The 17138-nt window shown below is 63.6% G+C and carries 16 protein-coding genes; 6 read left to right on the top strand and 10 right to left on the bottom strand.

The features are described 5' to 3' along the window. Positions 1 to 9: 9 nt before the first annotated feature. From rpiB to B2V17_RS12435, 4 genes are all read right to left on the bottom strand, one after another. Positions 10 to 447: a ribose 5-phosphate isomerase B gene (gene rpiB, locus B2V17_RS12450; RefSeq protein ID WP_292998147.1), complete on the bottom strand. Its 438-nt coding sequence runs from the start codon at positions 445 to 447 to the stop codon at positions 10 to 12. A gap of 153 nt (positions 448 to 600) precedes the next feature. Further along, positions 601 to 2628: an RNA polymerase sigma factor RpoD gene (gene rpoD / locus B2V17_RS12445; protein WP_292998145.1), complete on the bottom strand. Its 2028-nt coding sequence runs from the start codon at positions 2626 to 2628 to the stop codon at positions 601 to 603. Then, complete coding sequence (dnaG, locus tag B2V17_RS12440; RefSeq protein WP_292998143.1) at positions 2625 to 4505, bottom strand: DNA primase; 1881 nt, start codon at positions 4503 to 4505, stop codon at positions 2625 to 2627. The genes rpoD and dnaG overlap by 4 nt, the downstream gene beginning before the upstream one ends. Before the next feature lie 231 nt (positions 4506 to 4736). Next, positions 4737 to 5189: a GatB/YqeY domain-containing protein gene (locus B2V17_RS12435; RefSeq protein WP_292998141.1), complete on the bottom strand. Its 453-nt coding sequence runs from the start codon at positions 5187 to 5189 to the stop codon at positions 4737 to 4739. 148 nt (positions 5190 to 5337) lie between these two features. Between B2V17_RS12435 and carA the strand changes: the two genes are divergently transcribed. Further along, positions 5338 to 6525, top strand: a complete 1188-nt coding sequence (gene carA / locus B2V17_RS12430) for a glutamine-hydrolyzing carbamoyl-phosphate synthase small subunit (RefSeq protein WP_292998139.1) — start codon at positions 5338 to 5340, stop codon at positions 6523 to 6525. A gap of 41 nt (positions 6526 to 6566) precedes the next feature. After that, entirely contained in the window at positions 6567 to 7241 is a 675-nt protein-coding gene (locus B2V17_RS12425; protein ID WP_292998137.1) for a hypothetical protein, read from the top strand. Between the two features lie 203 nt (positions 7242 to 7444). Here the strand turns inward: B2V17_RS12425 and B2V17_RS12420 are convergent, their stop codons facing one another. After that, positions 7445 to 7798 carry an endonuclease domain-containing protein gene (locus B2V17_RS12420; protein WP_292998135.1) on the bottom strand — a complete coding sequence of 118 codons (354 nt, stop codon included), beginning with the start codon at positions 7796 to 7798 and terminating at the stop codon, positions 7445 to 7447. Positions 7799 to 7939: 141 nt separating this feature from the next. Here B2V17_RS12420 and carB point away from each other — a divergent pair, with 141 nt between their 5' ends. Further along, positions 7940 to 11269: a carbamoyl-phosphate synthase large subunit gene (gene carB / locus B2V17_RS12415; RefSeq protein ID WP_292998133.1), complete on the top strand. Its 3330-nt coding sequence runs from the start codon at positions 7940 to 7942 to the stop codon at positions 11267 to 11269. A gap of 105 nt (positions 11270 to 11374) precedes the next feature. Then, entirely contained in the window at positions 11375 to 11851 is a 477-nt protein-coding gene (greA, locus tag B2V17_RS12410) for a transcription elongation factor GreA (RefSeq protein WP_292998131.1), read from the top strand. Between the two features lie 36 nt (positions 11852 to 11887). Here greA and B2V17_RS12405 read toward each other — a convergent pair whose 3' ends face one another. From B2V17_RS12405 to B2V17_RS12385, 5 genes are all read right to left on the bottom strand, one after another. Beyond that, positions 11888 to 12115: a DUF4170 domain-containing protein gene (locus B2V17_RS12405; protein WP_292998129.1), complete on the bottom strand. Its 228-nt coding sequence runs from the start codon at positions 12113 to 12115 to the stop codon at positions 11888 to 11890. Positions 12116 to 12200: 85 nt separating this feature from the next. Next, positions 12201 to 12683 carry a DUF883 C-terminal domain-containing protein gene (locus B2V17_RS12400; protein ID WP_292998127.1) on the bottom strand — a complete coding sequence of 161 codons (483 nt, stop codon included), beginning with the start codon at positions 12681 to 12683 and terminating at the stop codon, positions 12201 to 12203. Further along, positions 12680 to 13024: a hypothetical protein gene (locus tag B2V17_RS12395; RefSeq protein ID WP_292998125.1), complete on the bottom strand. Its 345-nt coding sequence runs from the start codon at positions 13022 to 13024 to the stop codon at positions 12680 to 12682. Before B2V17_RS12395 ends, B2V17_RS12400 begins: the two co-directional genes overlap by 4 nt. Then, entirely contained in the window at positions 13021 to 13401 is a 381-nt protein-coding gene (locus B2V17_RS12390; RefSeq protein ID WP_292998123.1) for a phage holin family protein, read from the bottom strand. Before B2V17_RS12390 ends, B2V17_RS12395 begins: the two co-directional genes overlap by 4 nt. A 20-nt stretch (positions 13402 to 13421) precedes the next feature. Further along, positions 13422 to 14039 (bottom strand): hypothetical protein, encoded by a 618-nt coding sequence (locus B2V17_RS12385; protein ID WP_292998121.1) that lies wholly within the window; start codon positions 14037 to 14039, stop codon positions 13422 to 13424. A 180-nt stretch (positions 14040 to 14219) separates the two neighbouring features. On the opposite strand from B2V17_RS12385, the gene eno reads away from it, so the two are divergent. Together eno and B2V17_RS12375 are read left to right on the top strand one after the other, a co-directional pair. Beyond that, entirely contained in the window at positions 14220 to 15503 is a 1284-nt protein-coding gene (eno, locus tag B2V17_RS12380; RefSeq protein WP_292998119.1) for a phosphopyruvate hydratase, read from the top strand. A gap of 75 nt (positions 15504 to 15578) precedes the next feature. Beyond that, positions 15579 to 17138: an AbgT family transporter gene (locus tag B2V17_RS12375; RefSeq protein ID WP_292998117.1), complete on the top strand. Its 1560-nt coding sequence runs from the start codon at positions 15579 to 15581 to the stop codon at positions 17136 to 17138.

Genomic DNA, 17138 nt, shown 5'->3' with positions numbered 1-17138 from the left:
GGGTGCTCCTCAGCAGGAAGGGTTGGTCAGTTTGGCGACGCGGCCAGCATGGCGGCCGCCACCGAAGGGGGTCGAAAGGAAAGCGTCGAGACAGGCCTTGGCCATGTCGCTGCCGGTCAGCCGCGCGCCCATGGCGATGACATTGGCATCGTTGTGTTCACGGGCGAGGGCGGCCGACAGCGGTTCGGACACCAGCGCGGCCCGGCAGGAGGGGTTGCGGTTGACCGCGATTGAGATCCCGATCCCGCTGCCGCACAACGCCACGCCATATTCGGCGGTCCCATCGGCGACCACTGCGGCCAGCTTGTAGCCATAATCGGGATAGTCGACCCGGTCGGCGGTTTCCGGACCCAGGTCGGCAACCTCGTGGCCCAGCCCGATCAGGTATTCGCGCAGCTCGGCCTTGAGGTCGACAGCGGCATGATCTGAGGCAATGGCGATGCGCATGGCTGGGCGGGCCCCGCTATTGGTGAGAATCGTTCGCGCCCCCCTTAGTCGCGAGGGCGCGCCAAGGCCAGCGCGGGCCACGCACTATTCGCAATCCTGATGGGAAATTGCACCGGCGGAGCGATAGACACGCTTCCACCGGTGCGATTGGGCTTATTGATCGAGGAACGAACGCATCTTCCTTGACCGGCTTGGGTGCTTGAGCTTGCGAAGCGCCTTGGCTTCGATCTGGCGGATACGTTCGCGGGTGACCGAGAACTGCTGGCCGACTTCTTCCAGCGTGTGATCGGTGTTCATGCCGATGCCGAAACGCATGCGCAGTACGCGCTCTTCGCGCGGTGTCAGACTGGCGAGCACGCGGGTGACCGTTTCCTTGAGGTTGGCCTGGATCGCCGCATCGACCGGGATCACCGCGTTCTTGTCCTCGATGAAGTCGCCGAGGTGCGAATCTTCTTCGTCCCCGATCGGGGTTTCGAGGGAGATCGGCTCCTTGGCGATCTTCATCACCTTGCGGACCTTTTCGAGCGGCATCGAGAGGCGCTCGGCCATTTCCTCAGGGGTAGGCTCGCGGCCTTGCTCGTGGAGGAACTGGCGGCTGGTGCGGACCAGCTTGTTGATCGTTTCGATCATGTGGACCGGGATGCGGATCGTGCGGGCCTGATCGGCGATCGAGCGGGTGATCGCCTGGCGGATCCACCAGGTGGCATAGGTGCTGAACTTGTAACCGCGGCGGTATTCGAACTTGTCGACCGCCTTCATCAGCCCGATGTTGCCTTCCTGGATCAGGTCGAGGAACTGCAGGCCGCGGTTGGTGTATTTCTTGGCGATCGAGATCACCAGCCGCAGGTTCGCTTCTACCATTTCCTTCTTGGCGATCCGCGCTTCGCGCTCGCCCTTCTGGACCATGTTGACGATCCGGCGGAATTCGGTGAGCGCCATGCCGGTGGCTGAAGCGATATCCGAAACCTCGGCGCGGATCCGTTCGACCGCGTCGGCTTCCTGATCCGCAAAAGCGGCCCACTTCTTGTCCTTGCTGGCCTGCGCGGCCAGCCAGGCATCGTCGAGCTCGTGCCCGACATAGCTGTCTAGGAAGTCCTTGCGGTTGACCTTGTGGCGTTCGGCCAGCCGCAGCATCTGCCCGCCCAGCGCGGTCAGGCGACGGTTGAAGGCATAGAGGTTGTCGACCAGATACTCGATCTTGGTCGCATGGAATTGCACGCTTTCTACCTGCGCAGTGAGGTCTTCGCGGAGCTGCTGGTAGTTCTTTTCCTTGGTCGGCGAGAAGGCCCCGCCGCCGGCCATCACTTCGAGCCGATCGTTCTGGATCTTTTCGAATTTCTTGAACAGCGCGGTGATTTCGGCGAACTTTTCAAGCGCGTGCGGCTTGAGCTGGGCTTCCATCTGGGCGAGCGAGAGGGTGTTGTCCTCTTCTTCTTCCTCGACCGGACGGCGGGCGCGGCGTTCAATGCCGTCCTCGTCCTCTTCGCCGTCGGCCGCTTCTTCTTCCTCGATGTCCTCTTCCTCCTTGTAGGAGGGGCCGGCGGTTGCTTCGGTGATTTCCCCGTCGCCTGCTTCCTCACCGTCTTCGGTCAGGTTTTCGGGCGCAGGCTCCTTCGAAAGCATCGCGTCGAGATCGAGGATTTCGCGCAGCTGCATTTCGCCGGCGTTGAGCGCTTCGGACCACTGGATGATCGCATGGAAGGTGATCGGGCTTTCGCACAGGCCCAGGATCATCGTGTCCCGGCCGGCTTCGATCCGCTTGGCGATGGCGATTTCGCCTTCGCGGCTGAGCAGTTCGACCGCGCCCATTTCGCGCAGGTACATCCGCACCGGATCGTCGGTGCGGTCGATCGTTTCCTTCTTCTTTATCAAGTCGGGACGCTCGGCCGCGCCCGAATCGGGCTCGTCGATCTCGTCGACTTCCTTCTCGTCCGGATCGACCGCATCCTCGTCGCTTTCGACGATGTTGACGCCCATCTCGCTGATCGCGGACATGATGTCCTCGATCTGGTCGGTGGTCATCTGGTCCTGGGGCAGGGCCTCGTTAAGCTCGTCCATTGTGATCACGCCGCGCCGCTTGGCGCGCGCGATCAGCTTCTTGATCGAGGCTTCGTTAAGGTCGATCAGCGGCGCATCGCCGCCGTCCTTTTCGCCACCCGAGATATCGTCTTCGTCCATCATTCCGCCGTCTTTTGAGTGGCCGCCCCGTCAAGGGCGGCGGTCCGCGCGCTGGCCATTTGCCGCAAGCGCGCATCGAATTCCAGTTTTCTCTTCAGCAATCGCTGCTGCTCTGCGTAGGCCCCCTCGGACAGATCGCGCTCGAACCGGGTGGTAGCCTCTGCCAGGGCCGCTTCCAGCGCCGGACGCTCGACCAGCAGGCCGATCGCCTGAGCCAAACTATCCCGGGCCAGATCCGGTTCCGCATCGTCAGCCAAAAAGCCGAAACGCAGCGAGGCATATTCCACAGGGTCCGGGACAGCGAGTCCCCGAGCTGCCAATATGGTGGACATATGCCCGGTTTCAAGCGCTTCGCCCGCATCGAGCGCATCAACCAGCGCGGCGAAACGCGGATCGGCGAGGTCGGCATGGGCCAGGGCATCGCCGTGGCGCGCCAATTCCTGCGGAAAACGCATCAATCCGGCCAGTACCGCGGCCGACAGAGCATCGCGCGAACCCGTGCTTTTGCGCAGCCGCGCCATCATTGCCGGATCGCTGCGCTGGACCGGCGCCTTGCCGCGCACGCCCGGCTTCCACTCGCGCCGTTCGCGTTGGGGAAAGGCGAAGGACGAGAACCGGTCGCTCAGTTCGCGCCGATATAGCGCCTGAATATCCCTGTCGGCGATCATCTCGACATGGGCCATCAGCCGCGCCTTCAGCCCGGCCTTGTCCTCGGGACTGGCGAGGGGGAGGGCATCGCGCTCGTGCTCCCATAGCTGGTCGAGCAGCGAGCGGGGATTGGAGAGCAGGTTTTCCAGTGCGGCCACACCGTCGCGCTTGATCAAGTCGTCGGGGTCCATGCCCGGGGGCATCCGCACGATCTTCAGGCTGTGAGCCGGGCGCAGCATTGGCAGGGCGCGGGTGATCGCGCGCATGGCGGCGCGCTGGCCGGCGGCGTCGCCGTCGAAGCACAGGATCGGGGTCTCGACCAGCCGCCACAGCATCTCGAGCTGCCGTTCGGTCAGCGCGGTGCCCATCGGCGCGACGGCTTCCTCGATCCCCGCTGCGGCGAGCGCGATCACGTCCATCTGCCCTTCGACCACCACGATCCGCCCGCTCTGGCGGCTGGCCGGCCCGGCGCGATGCAGGTTGAACAGCGTGCGGCCCTTGTCGAACAGCGGGGTATCGGGCGAGTTGAGGTACTTGGGCGCGTCCTTCTTGTCGGCATCGAGGATCCGCGCAGCGAACCCGATCACCCGGCCGCGGGCATCGTGGATCGGCATGGTCAACCGGTCGCGGAAGCGGTCGTAGGGTTCCTTAGCCCGTCCTGAACTTGTTTCAGGATCGACCGCGATGCGCATGCCGCCTTCGATCAGCATCGCCTCGGGAAACTGCTTCAGCGCGGCTTTAAGTGCCTGCCGGCCGGAGGGGGCATAGCCGAAGCCGAACCGCTCCATCGTGTGCGGATCGAACCGGCGAGAAGCGAGGTAGGCCCGCGCCTTCGCGCCTTCGGGCGTATCGAGCTGCGCGCGGTAGAAATCCTGCGCCGCCGCCAGCACCTCGTGCAGCCCGGCCTGCTGTTCAGCCTTGGCCGCCGCGCGGGGATCGGGGGCGGGGACTTCCATCCCGGCTTCGCTGGCCAGTTCCTTGACCGCATCCATGAAGGCGAGTCCGCGCTGGTCGGTCATCCAGCGGATCACATCGCCATGCGCGCCGCAGCCAAAGCAGTGATAGAAGCCCTTGCTGTCGTTGACGGTAAAACTGGGGCTCTTCTCGTTGTGGAACGGGCAACAGGCCTTGAACTCATGCCCCGCCTTGGTCAGCCGCGTGGTCCGGGAAATGACGCTGGACAGCGTCACCCGGGCACGCAGTTCATCAAGCCATTGCGGGGTGAGGGTCATGGTCTTCTATTGCGCGTGTTGGGCGATAAGTCGAGCGGTGGGCGGGGAAATCGAGGCTGATAATTGCTCTCGCAAAGGCGCAAAGGCGCTAAGATGTCGCGCAAGGTGGCGAAGCCGCATTCCCGATTTGCCGTCGCGCTTGGCCGAGCCGTTAAGATCAATCGCAAGCCTGCGGCTTGAGGAACATCGTTGCGCCTTTGCGCCTTTGCGAGAGAATATCGATCCCGAGCCTCAGCTCAGCGCCCCCTTCACCAGCCCGCTGGCCTTGCCCATGTCGATCTGGCTGCCATGCTTGGCTTTCAGCGCGCCGACGACCTTGCCCATGTCCTTCATGCCCTCGGCGCCCACTTCGGCGATGATGCTGGCGATTGCGGCCTTTACCTCGTCTTCGCCCATCTGCTGGGGCAGGAATTCCTCGATCACCGCCAGTTCGGCCTTTTCGACCTCGGCCAGTTCCTGGCGCCCGCCCTGTTCGTAAAGCGTGATCGATTCGCGGCGCTGCTTGGCCATTTTCTGGAGGACATCGACCACCAGCACGTCGTCATCGGGCACAGCGGCGGCGGTGCGCAGTTCGATATCCTTGTCCTTCAGCTTGGCCAGGATGAGGCGCACGGCGGCGAGGCGCGATTTGTCGCCGGCCTTCATCGCAGCGACCTGCGCAGACTTGATCGAGTCGCGGAGCATGGTTTTCCTTCGAATAGGTTTGCAGTTGGGGAAAGTTGGAACCTAGCCCAAAGAATCCGGTTTTCATAGGTTGACGGTGGGGGGCATGGGGTCTAGCGGCGGTGCCTTAGCGACATTGCTGGAAACCAACCAAACGGAGCGCCCCTTCATGGCCGACGCCGCCACCTCGCACGCGCAGCAACCAGCTGGCGCGACGGGAGTCCTCGTGCTCGCCGATGGGCACGTCGCCTGGGGCAAGGGCTTTGGCGCGGAAGGCGCTGCGGTGGGCGAAGTCTGTTTCAACACCTCGATGACCGGCTATGAGGAGATCATGACCGATCCCTCCTATGCCGGGCAGGTCGTCACCTTCACTTTCCCGCACATCGGCAATGTCGGCGTGAACGAGGAAGACGTTGAAAGCCACGTCGATGGCGCGATCGGCTGCGTGGTCCGCGAAGACGTTACCGCACCGAGCAACTTCCGCGCCGCCGGCACCTTTGGCGATTGGCTGGCGGCCAAGGGCAAGATCGGCCTGGCCGGGATCGACACCCGCGCGCTGACCCGCCGGATCCGCCTGTCGGGCGCACCCAACGCGGTGATTGCGCACAGTGCCGATGGCCGGTTCGACATTCCCGCACTGCTGAAGCGCGCGCAGGAATGGCCGGGGCTGGAAGGGATGGACCTCGCCCGCGTGGTCTCACGCTCGGCCCAGCAGGACTGGGAAGGCGGCACATGGGCGCTGGGCAAGGGCTATGCCCGTTCTCGCTGGAAACGCGCTCATGCTGAGCTTGTCGAAGCACCGCACGTGGTGGCGCTGGATTTCGGGGCCAAGGACAACATCTTCCGCAGCCTTGACCATGCCGGGGCGCAGGTGACCGTGGTGCCGGGCAATACCGGGCTGGACGAAGTGCTGGCGCTGAAGCCGGCGGGCGTGTTCCTCTCCAACGGTCCGGGCGATCCGGCTGCGACGGGCACCTATGCCGTGCCGGTGATCCAGGGCCTGCTCGAACGCGACATTCCGGTCTTCGGGATCTGCCTCGGCCACCAGATGCTGGCGCTCGCCGCCGGGGCCAAGACCACCAAGATGCACCAGGGCCACCGCGGCGCCAACCACCCGGTCAAGCGGCTGGAAGATGGCGTGGTGGAGATTACCAGCATGAACCACGGCTTCGCGGTCGATAATGCGAGCCTCCCCGACGGCGTGGTGGAGACCCACGTTTCGCTGTTCGACGGCAGCAACTGCGGCATCGCGATCAAGGGCAAGAAGGCCTTCGGGGTGCAGTATCACCCGGAAGCGAGCCCGGGGCCGATGGACTCGTTCTATCTGTTTGAGCGGTTTGTGGGGATGTTGGGGTGAATAGGGAGTCCAGCATTGCCGTCCGTGAACTACTGGTAGCGATGCTATATGAACAGGGACAGTCTGATCAGCGGAGTGTCGCAGTCAGCGTTCTTCGTGACTCGTTTATGTTTGGTGATGAACTAGATAGATTGATTCAAAGCTCTTTGGACTACGGGTACGTAAGACCATCGATCTATGATGATCGAAATAAGAGTATCGCAATCGGCCTTACTGAAGATGGAATACGCGAGGCAACCTTGTTAATTCGAGATGGACACAGCGTTGAGAAAAAATTGGGACCAAGGGATGCCGACTGGAGTTATTCAAAAGCAAGGGTACCGCCAGACGGGGCACAGTTCCTTGTCGATATTGGCGTCGATAGTCCACAAAGTAGCTTCCGCTGGATGGATGTTGAACCGCCACTAGACGATGAGCGTCATCCTGAACTGAAGGTCAACAGCGCATCGTGGACCGGCCTTCAAACTGAAGGGACGTTAAGCGGAGAGGCACTGGTTAGGCTGAGGATGGCCCTTTCCGTCGTCGATGATGCCGTTGAGAAATCGAACATTAGCAATCAAGAGAAATCTCAGGCGAGAGCATATGTCTTGGCAATACATGCTCTTGCTGATGCGCCAGACCCTCCTGCGGACTTGATCTGGCAGATCGTGCAAAGGGTGGCTGCCCTAGCGGGAGTCGCCGCCCTTTTTGTAGCCCTTATCGACCTCTATAAGTGACCTTACATGCCCAAATGCACTGACATATCCTCGAACCTCGTCAGCTCCCTTCCCCTTGGGGAAGGGTTGGGGATGGGGGTTCGGCGGTGAAGGGGCAGCGCTGCCAGTCCGGCGTGGTACACCCATCCCCAACCCGTTGGCGCTTCGCGCCAGCTTCGCTCCCCCTCAAGGAAAGGGGCTATGGTTGCGTCAAAGCTGGGGGCTCAAGTGCGATTTCTAGCGATCTTCAGTTCTTCGAGGATCGCGATCAGCACGCCGTCGGTGTTCTGCAGGACATCGTTGTTCCAGAAGCGGATTACCCGGTAGCCGTGCGCCTCGATCACCTGCGTGCGGGCATCGTCGGCGGGGTTGTCGGCATGCTGGCCGCCGTCGAGCTCGATGGCCAGCCTGGCGGAGCGGCAGGCGAAATCGACCACGAAGTCGCCGATCGGATATTGCCGCGTGAATTTCACCCCTTCAAGCTGACTGGCGCGCAGGTGCGTCCACAATCGCCGTTCGGCATCGGTCATGTCGCGCCGCAGCTTGCGCGCGATGCCGGTCAAGCGCTTCTCAGCCACTCAAACTCTCCTTCAAGCTCCCCTCCCCGAGGGGAGGGGTGGGGGTGGGGGCTCTCACCTTTCAAGCAAGCGCCGAACCCCCATCCCAACCCTTCCCCAGGGGGAAGGGCTTTCGCAGTTCAATTAGCAAAGTAGAGCTAAATGCCCAAACGCACTGACATCTCCTCGATCCTCGTCATCGGCGCTGGCCCGATCATCATCGGCCAGGCTTGCGAGTTTGACTATTCCGGAACCCAGGCGATCAAGGCGCTGAAGGAAGAGGGGTACCGGGTGGTCCTGGTCAACTCCAACCCCGCCACGATCATGACCGATCCGGACATGGCCGACGCGACCTATGTCGAGCCGATCACGCCCGAGATCGTTGCCCGGATCATCGAGAAGGAGCGCCCCGATGCGGTGCTGCCGACGATGGGCGGGCAGACCGCGCTGAACACCGCGCTGGCGCTGTTCAACGATGGCACGCTGGAGAAGTACGGGGTCAAGATGATCGGCGCCGATGCCGATGCGATCGACAAGGCCGAGGACCGGATGCGGTTCCGCGAAGCGATGACCAAGATCGGGCTGGAATCGGCGCGCAGCGGCATTGCCCACAACGTCGACGAGGCCTTTGCGGTGCTCGAACGCACCGGCCTGCCGGCGATCATCCGCCCCAGCTTTACCCTCGGCGGCACGGGCGGCGGCGTGGCCTACAACAAGGCCGAATTCGAGCATATCGTCCGCACCGGGCTCGATGCCTCGCCCACCACCGAAGTGCTGATCGAGGAATCGCTGCTCGGCTGGAAAGAGTACGAGATGGAGGTCGTCCGCGACCGCAACGACAACTGCATAATCATCTGCTCGATCGAGAACCTCGACCCGATGGGGGTCCATACCGGGGATTCGATCACCGTCGCCCCGGCGTTGACGCTGACCGACAAGGAATACCAGATCATGCGTAACGCATCGATCGCGGTCCTGCGGGAAATCGGCGTCGAAACAGGCGGTTCGAACGTACAGTTCGCGGTCAATCCCAAAGACGGCCGGCTGATCGTGATCGAGATGAACCCGCGTGTTTCGCGCAGTTCGGCGCTGGCATCGAAGGCCACCGGCTTTCCGATCGCCCGGGTCGCGGCCAAGCTGGCGGTCGGCTATACGCTCGACGAGATCACCAACGAGATCACCGGGGCGACCCCGGCAAGCTTCGAGCCGACGATCGACTATGTCGTCACCAAGATCCCGCGCTTCGCTTTCGAGAAGTTCAAGGGATCGGAGCCGCTGCTTTCCACCGCGATGAAATCGGTCGGCGAGGTGATGGCGATCGGCCGCAACTTCAAGGAATCGGTCCAGAAGGCGCTGCGCGGGCTGGAAACCGGGCTCGACGGGTTCAACCGCGTGCTGTGGCTGGAAGGCCGCGGGCGCGAGGCCGTGGTCGAGGCGCTGTCAAAGCAGACGCCCGACCGGATCCTGATCGTGGCCCAGGCCTTCCGCGAAGGCTTCACGATTGAGGAAGTCCAGGCGATCACCCATTTCGATCCCTGGTTCCTGCGCCACATCGCCGAGATCATCGCCGAGGAAGAGGCGATCATGGAGAACGGCCTGCCCAACGATGCGGCCGGGCTGCGGCGGCTGAAGGCGATGGGCTTTTCCGACAAGCGCCTGGCGATTTTGGCGGTACGCGGAGTCCATGTTGCCGGCGGGCTGGGCGAAACGCTGGCCGCGCGGCGCTCGGGCCTGCTCCACGATGCGCTGCGGGCGATGGCCGGGGCGACCACCGAGGAAGAGGTCCGCGCGCTGCGCACCAAACTCGGCGTCTACCCGGTATTCAAGCGGATCGACAGCTGCGCCGCCGAGTTCGAGGCGGTGACGCCGTACATGTACTCGACCTACGAAGGCCCGCTGTTCGGCGCGCCGGAGTGCGAAGCCGCGCCGAGCGACCGCCAGAAGATCGTGATCCTGGGCGGCGGAGCCAACCGGATCGGGCAGGGGATCGAGTTCGACTACTGCTGCTGCCACGCCTGCTTCGCGCTGGAAGAGGCGGGCTATGAAACCATCATGATCAACTGCAACCCGGAAACGGTCAGCACCGATTATGACACCTCCGACCGGCTCTATTTCGAGCCGCTGACCGGCGAGGACGTGCTGGAAATCCTGCGGGTAGAGCAGCAGAACGGTACTCTGGTGGGAGTGATCGTGCAGTTCGGCGGGCAGACCCCGCTCAAGCTGGCGCAGGTGCTGGAAGATGCCGGGATCCCGATCCTCGGCACCTCGCCCGATGCAATCGACCTCGCCGAAGACCGCGAACGGTTTGCCGCGCTGGTCAACAAGCTCGGCCTGAAGCAGCCCGCAAACGGCATCGCCCGTAGCCGCGACGAGGCAGTCGCGGTGGCCAATCGGATAGGCTATCCGGTGCTGATGCGGCCCAGCTATGTGCTCGGCGGTCGGGCGATGGAAATCGTCGACAGCGAGGCGCAGCTCGACAATTACATCAATACGGCGGTCTCGGTTTCGGGCGACAGCCCGGTGCTGATTGACCAGTACCTGCGCGATGCGATCGAATGCGATGTCGATGCGCTGTGCGACGGGGATCAGGTCGTGGTTGCCGGGGTGATGCAGCACATCGAGGAAGCCGGGATCCATTCCGGCGATTCCGCCTGCACCCTGCCACCTTATAGCCTCCCGGCCGAGATCATCGCCGAGATGGAGCGCCAGGCCGAGGCACTGGCGCTGGCGCTGGGCGTCAAGGGGCTGATGAACATCCAGTTTGCGGTCAAGGACGGCGAAGTCTTCCTGATCGAGGTCAACCCGCGCGCCAGCCGGACCGTGCCGTTCGTCGCCAAGGCGATCGGCCAGCCGGTGGCCAAGATCGCGGCGCGGGTGATGGCCGGGGAGAAGCTCAGCACCTTCCCGCCGTTCAAGCGCGAGTTCGATTACATGGCGGTCAAGGAAGCGGTGTTCCCGTTTGCCCGCTTCCCCGGGGTCGATCCGGTGCTTTCGCCGGAGATGAAATCGACCGGCGAGGTGATGGGGATCGACGATACCTTTGCGGTGGCCTTCGCCAAGAGCCAGCTCGGCGCCGGCACCCGCCTGCCCGATGGCGGGGTGGTGTTCGTCTCGGTCAAGGACAGTGACAAGCAGGTGATCCTGCCGGCGGTCAGCCAGCTGGTCGAACTCGGCTTCACCATTATCGCCACAGGCGGGACCCAGCGCTATCTTGAAGAGGCCGGTCTGCCGGTCGAACGGGTCAACAAGGTGGCCGAAGGCCGCCCGCATATCGTTGACCGGATCATCGATGGCGAAGTGGCGCTGATCTTCAACACCACCGAGGGCTGGCAGAGCCACAAGGACTCGCAATCGATCCGCGCTTCGGCGCTGACGGGCAAGGTTCCGTACTATACCACCGCGGCCGCTTCGGTCGCGGCGGCGCAGGCGATTGCTGCATTGCGGCACACCAGCCTTGAAGTGCGATCATTGCAGGACTATTATAGCCACTGATCAATCGCGCTTTCCCCACATCGCGACTGGACAGGCCCGTAGCCGGATGCGGCACGGGGCAGGGTTCTAGTCGCTGCGGAGGGTGCGGCAGGAGGACGAGGAACGATGGCGAGTGTCGAAAAGCTGCCGATGCTGGCGGAAGGCTATGAACGCCTGATTGCCGAGCTGAGGGCGCTGCGCGAAGAGCGGCCCAGGATCGTCGACGCGATCGAAGAAGCGCGCGCCCATGGCGATCTTTCCGAAAACGCCGAATACCATGCCGCGAAAGAGCGCCAGGGGCAGGTCGAAATGTCGATCGCCGATCTTGAGGACAAGGTCAGCCGCGCGCAGATCGTCGATCCGACTTCGCTTTCGGGAGACCGGATCATCTTCGGTGCCACCGTGACCCTGCTGGATGATGACGACAAGCCGGTGAAGTACCAGATCGTCGGCCCATACGAGGCAGACGCCCGGATCGGCCGGATCAGCTACAACTCGCCGCTGGGCAAGGCCCTGATCGGGCGCCGGGTGGAGGACGAGATCGAGGTGACGGTCCCGGCCGGAGACCGGTCCTATCTGGTCCAGAAGATCGAGTTCGTCTGACAAACAAAGGCCCCGGAAATCCGGGGCCTTTTCGTTTCAGCGCTTCAGCAGATCGGGCTGGAGCAAGCGGTGCAGGTGGACCACCACATATTTCATTTCGGCATCGTCGACTGTCCGCCGCGCGGCGCTGCGCCAGGCTTCTTCGGCGCTGGCATAGTCGGCAAACATCCCGACATAGTCCATGCTTTCAAGATCGACGAAATCCAGCGTCTGCGGGTCTTTGACGCGCCCGCCGAAAACAAGGTGAAGTTTCTGTTCGCTCATCGTTGGTAACACCTGGGAGGGAGGAAAGGCGCCGCATAATCGCGCCCATTCCCTAAGGCAAGTGCCACCTAAGTCTTAGGCAGAGCTACTTCCTGAGCCGAGCGGCCAGCTTTACCGCTTCGCCGGCCAGCCGCACCCCGGTGCTGCGAGCGTTGCGCGAGGCCGACCCAGCCATTTCACCGGCCCGGCGACGCAACGGGGCGGTGCTGTCATCCAGCCGGGTGAGGCCTTCGCGGGCGCCGTCGCTGGCGGCTTCGCGGGCATTGCGGCTGAGCGCGATGGCCAGTTCGGCCCCGGCAGCAGCCAGGCCCAGCGCGCGCGATGCGGTCTTCGATCCGGCCCGCTTGGGCAGCAAGGCACCGGCCAGCAGGCCGATCCCGGCTCCGGCGGCGACCAGCAACCAGGGATGCTCGTTCGCCAGCCCGCGCCAGTCTTCCGGCGGATAGGCATCGGCGGGGGCCCGGCGCACAGGCAAGGCGGGCAACGCGCTGCTTTCGCGCGAAAGGCGTTCCTGCGATTCCTCAATCCGGGTCCGGATCCGGTCGCGCTTTTCGTCGGTCTCGCTCACGAGTCATGCTCCAGTTGGTTCGTTTCGTCGGCACTATCGTCCTGTTCCTGAACCGGGGATTTCGCGAACCAGCCGCCGAAGCTGCGGATCAGCGGTTCGCGAAACACCCAAAGCGCGATTGCCCCGGCCGAAGCGGCAATAATGCCTTTGCTTTCTTTCGCGACATCAATCGCCAGATCGGCCGCCTTGAATACTTCGTCCTGGGCCTTGGCCTTGATCCGCTGCGGGACCGAACGGGCCGCCAGGTCTTCCTTGACCCTGGCCAGGCGCCGGTCGAACAACCCGCGCGCGGCATTGCGGTTCCCCCGATCAGCGGAAAAACGACCTTCAGCGTCGCTCACGACCCTTTCTCCGGCTCGGCCATCAGCGCGGCGGCGCGTTGCCAACGGCGCACCGCAACCCATCCGGACAATGCACCCATCGCCAGCAGCCCAAGCACCACCGCCACCGTCGCCCAGATCGCACCAAGCGCCGGGACGAGCGTGAGTATCAGCCCGAGCACCAGCGCCATCAAGGCAAAGAACAGCAGCGCCAGGGCCAGCGCCATCCATCCGGCAACGCCTTTCGCAGCCTGCCCGGCGACCATGGCGCGGCTCTTTTGATAAGCCAGTTCGGCTTCCAGCAAGGTGCGGCCATCCTCGACCAGTTGCCGCACGTCGGCAACCAGCGAGCGCTCGGCCGCATCCTCTTCGATCAGGGGTGGTGATTCATCGGCCATGACCGCGGTGGTAGCCGCGCTCAGGCTTCGTTGGAACCGCCCTTGAACAGGCGCGAAAGCAGGAAGCCGGCGACCGCCGCGATTCCCAGCGCCAGCGCCGGGCTCTTGCGCACGAATTCCTTGGCGTCGTCACCCAGCTCGTTCAGGTCCTTGGCTTCGATCTTGGCGGCGGTTTCCTGCATCGAACGGGCGGCGGTGCGGGCATAGTCGCCGTACTTGGCGCCGAGCTTCTCGTCGATCGTCCCGGCATTGTCGGCGACAATCTTGCCCAGGCTGGCAATGGCATCGCTGGTCTTGGCCTTGCCTTCCTTGGCGAGGTCGCCCGCGCGGACCTTGGCCTGATCGGCCAGATCCTTGGCTTCATCGGCCCAGTCGCCGCTTCGGGCAGTGAGCTGGTCCTTGTAGGCGCCGGCCTTGGCCTGGGCGTCCTGCGACAGCTTGTGCGCGCGGGTCTGGGCTTCGCTCGCCAGTGCCTGGGCGCCGGCCTTGGCTTCCTCGATCGCCTTGGCGAACTTGACCTTGGCTTCGCCGGTTGCCGCAGAGGCTTTGGCGGCGGGCTTTCGTGCCGCCGAAGCCTTGGTCGCAGCGGGCTTTTTCGCGGCAGTGGTCTTGACGGTTTCCTTGGTGGTCTTGGCCATGGAGTATTTCCTTATCTAGCCCCCGATGCGGGCCCTTGAACTCATGTGGTAACGCGCACGGCGATCTGCAAGTTCCCCTTATGCGTGGCAAAATGCTGCGTTGCAATGCAATGCATGTTGCCTGACCTTACGGCACTGCTAAGGAGCCTCGCGATATATCCGCCAGGAAGGTGCTGCGCCATGACCGCGATCATTGACATCCATGCCCGTGAAATCCTCGATAGCCGGGGCAACCCGACCGTCGAAGTCGACGTCCTGCTCGACGACGGTTCGTTCGGCCGCGCGGCGGTGCCTTCGGGCGCCTCGACCGGCGCCCATGAAGCGGTCGAACTGCGCGACGGCGACAAGAAGCGCTATCTCGGCAAGGGCGTGCTCAAGGCGGTCAAGGCCGTGAACAGCGAAATCAGCGATGCGCTGCTGGGCTTCGATGCGGAGGATCAACGCGATATCGACGCACTGATGATCGAACTGGACGGGACCGAGAACAAGGCCCGGCTGGGTGCGAATGCGATCCTTGGCACCTCGCTGGCAGTGGCCAAGGCTGCGGCCAATGCCCGCGGTCTGCCGCTTTACAGCTATATCGGCGGCGTCTCTGCCCACGTCCTGCCGGTGCCGATGATGAACATCATCAACGGCGGCGAGCATGCCGACAATCCGATCGACTTCCAGGAATTCATGATCATGCCGGTTGGCGCGCCGAGCCTGGCCGAAGCGGTGCGGTGGGGCAGCGAGATCTTCCACACGCTGAAGAAGGGCCTGCACGACAAGGGCCTGGCTACCGCGGTAGGCGATGAAGGCGGCTTCGCCCCGAACCTTTCCAGCACCCGCGCCGCGCTCGATTTCATCATGGGATCGATCGCCAAGGCCGGCTTCGAGGCCGGGACCGAGATCAAGCTGGCGCTCGATTGTGCCGCGACCGAATTCTTCAAGAACGGCAAGTATGAGATCAGCGGCGAAGGCCTCTCGCTCAGCCCCGTTGAAATGGCCGATTACCTCGCCGCGCTGTGCGCCGACTATCCGATCGTCTCGATCGAAGACGGCATGGGCGAAGACGATTTCGAAGGCTGGAAGGCGATCACCGACAAGATCGGTCACCAGGTCCAGCTGGTCGGCGACGATCTGTTCGTGACCAATCCCAAGCGCCTGACCATGGGCATCGAAAAGGGTCTGGCGAATTCGCTGCTGGTCAAGGTCAACCAGATCGGCTCGCTGTCGGAAACGCTCGACGCGGTCAGCATCGCCAATCGCCATGGCTATACCGCAGTGATGTCGCACCGTTCGGGCGAAACCGAGGACGCAACCATCGCCGACCTGGCGGTTGCCACCAACTGCGGCCAGATCAAGACCGGCTCGCTTGCCCGTTCGGACCGGCTGGCGAAGTACAACCAGTTGATCCGGATCGAGGAAGAGCTGGGTGATGCGGCGCGGTATGCCGGGGCAGGAGCTTTCGGCCGGCTCGCCTGAACAGGTCAACGATTTGAATTGCATGGCGCTGTAATTCGCGCATAGTTCGCCTCTGGGTCGCGACCAGGGGGAACTATGGCGACCAATACGGACAGGCGCGGGCAGGACGGCTGGCAGAACCGGTTTCTCGACCGGGTCGAGCGGTTGGGCAATGCCTTGCCCGATCCGGTTGCAATCTTCGTGGCAATCATCGTTGTGCTGATGCTGGTCTCGGCGCTCGCCGCCGCGCAGGGCTGGAGCGTGACCAACCCGGTGACCGGGGAAGTGCTTGCCGCCAGAAGCCTGTTCTCCGAAGAGCTGATGCGCCAGCTCCTGACCGAGGTTCCCAAGACCTATACCGGCTTCACGCCCTTGGGCTTCGCGCTGACGATCATGCTGGGGGCAGGGGTGGCCGAGCATTCCGGGCTGCTTCCCGCGCTGCTGCGCCGGATGATGCAAAGTGTGCCGCAGAGGCTACTGGTGCCCGCGACGATCCTGCTCGGCATGCTGACAATCCATGCCTTCGATTTCGGTTATATCGTCTTCGTGCCGCTGGCCGGGATGATGTTCGCGGCGGCGGGTCGCAATCCGCTGCTTGGCTGCATCCTGGGCTACGTCGGCTGCTGCACCGGGCTGGTCGGCAACCTCCTGCCCGGTCAGTACGACGTGCTGATTTTCGGGATAACCCAGACCGGTGCGCGGCTGCTTGATCCGCAGTGGGAGATGAACCCGTTCGGCAACTGGTGGTACATGATCGCGATCGCCGTGACCTATATCCTGATCGGCTGGTATCTGGCCGAGCGGGTGGTCGGGCCACGGCTGGGTTCGTGGCAGGGGCACGAAGACGGCAGCTATGAGCCGCCGGAGCCGCTCACCGCGATCGAGAAAAAGGCGCTGAAGCGGGCCGGCATGGTGCTGGTCCTGTTTGTGGCGACGGTGCTCGCCCTGATTTACCTCCCCGCCTATGCGCCGCTTTACGATGCCAAGGCGGAACCGGCACAGCGGATCCTGCCGTTCTACCGCGCAACCGTGCCGCTGCTGAGCGGATTGATGCTGATTGCAGGCTGGGTTTATGGCCGGACCACCGGGACGATTTCGACGCACCGCGAGGTGGTGACGATGATGGGCAAGGGTCTGGAAGGGATGATTCCCTACCTCGTGCTGGCCTTCTTCGCCGCGCATTTCGTGGCGATGTTCGGTTGGTCAAACCTTGCGCCGATCGTGGCGATCGAGGGCGCGGCCGCGTTGCGCGACCTGGATGCGCCGCCAGCGCTGCTGTTGCCGCTGCTTGCTTCGGCCTCGGCCTGGCTCGACTTCCTGATCGCGTCGGGCTCGGCCAAGTGGACCGCGATGGCCCCGGTTGCAGTGCCGATGCTGATGCTGCTGGGCGTCTCGCCGGAAATGACCACGGCAGCCTACCGGGTGGGGGATGTGGTGACCAACCTGATCTCGCCGCTCAACGCCTACTTCATTCTGGCGCTGATCTATTGCCAACGCTTCGTCCCCTCGTTCCGGCTTGGCTCGCTGCTTTCGGCGACACTGCCGATAGCGATCGCCTATTATCTGGCGGGAATGGCGCTGACCGCAGGCTGGGTGGCACTGGACCTTCCGGTGGGGCCGGGCGTTTCGGTGGGCTACCACCTGCCCGAGCGCTGA

The organism is Novosphingobium sp. UBA6272 (assembly GCF_002440635.1).
Lineage (GTDB): Bacteria > Pseudomonadota > Alphaproteobacteria > Sphingomonadales > Sphingomonadaceae > Novosphingobium.
This window is presented reverse-complemented; position numbering and strand designations above follow the sequence as displayed.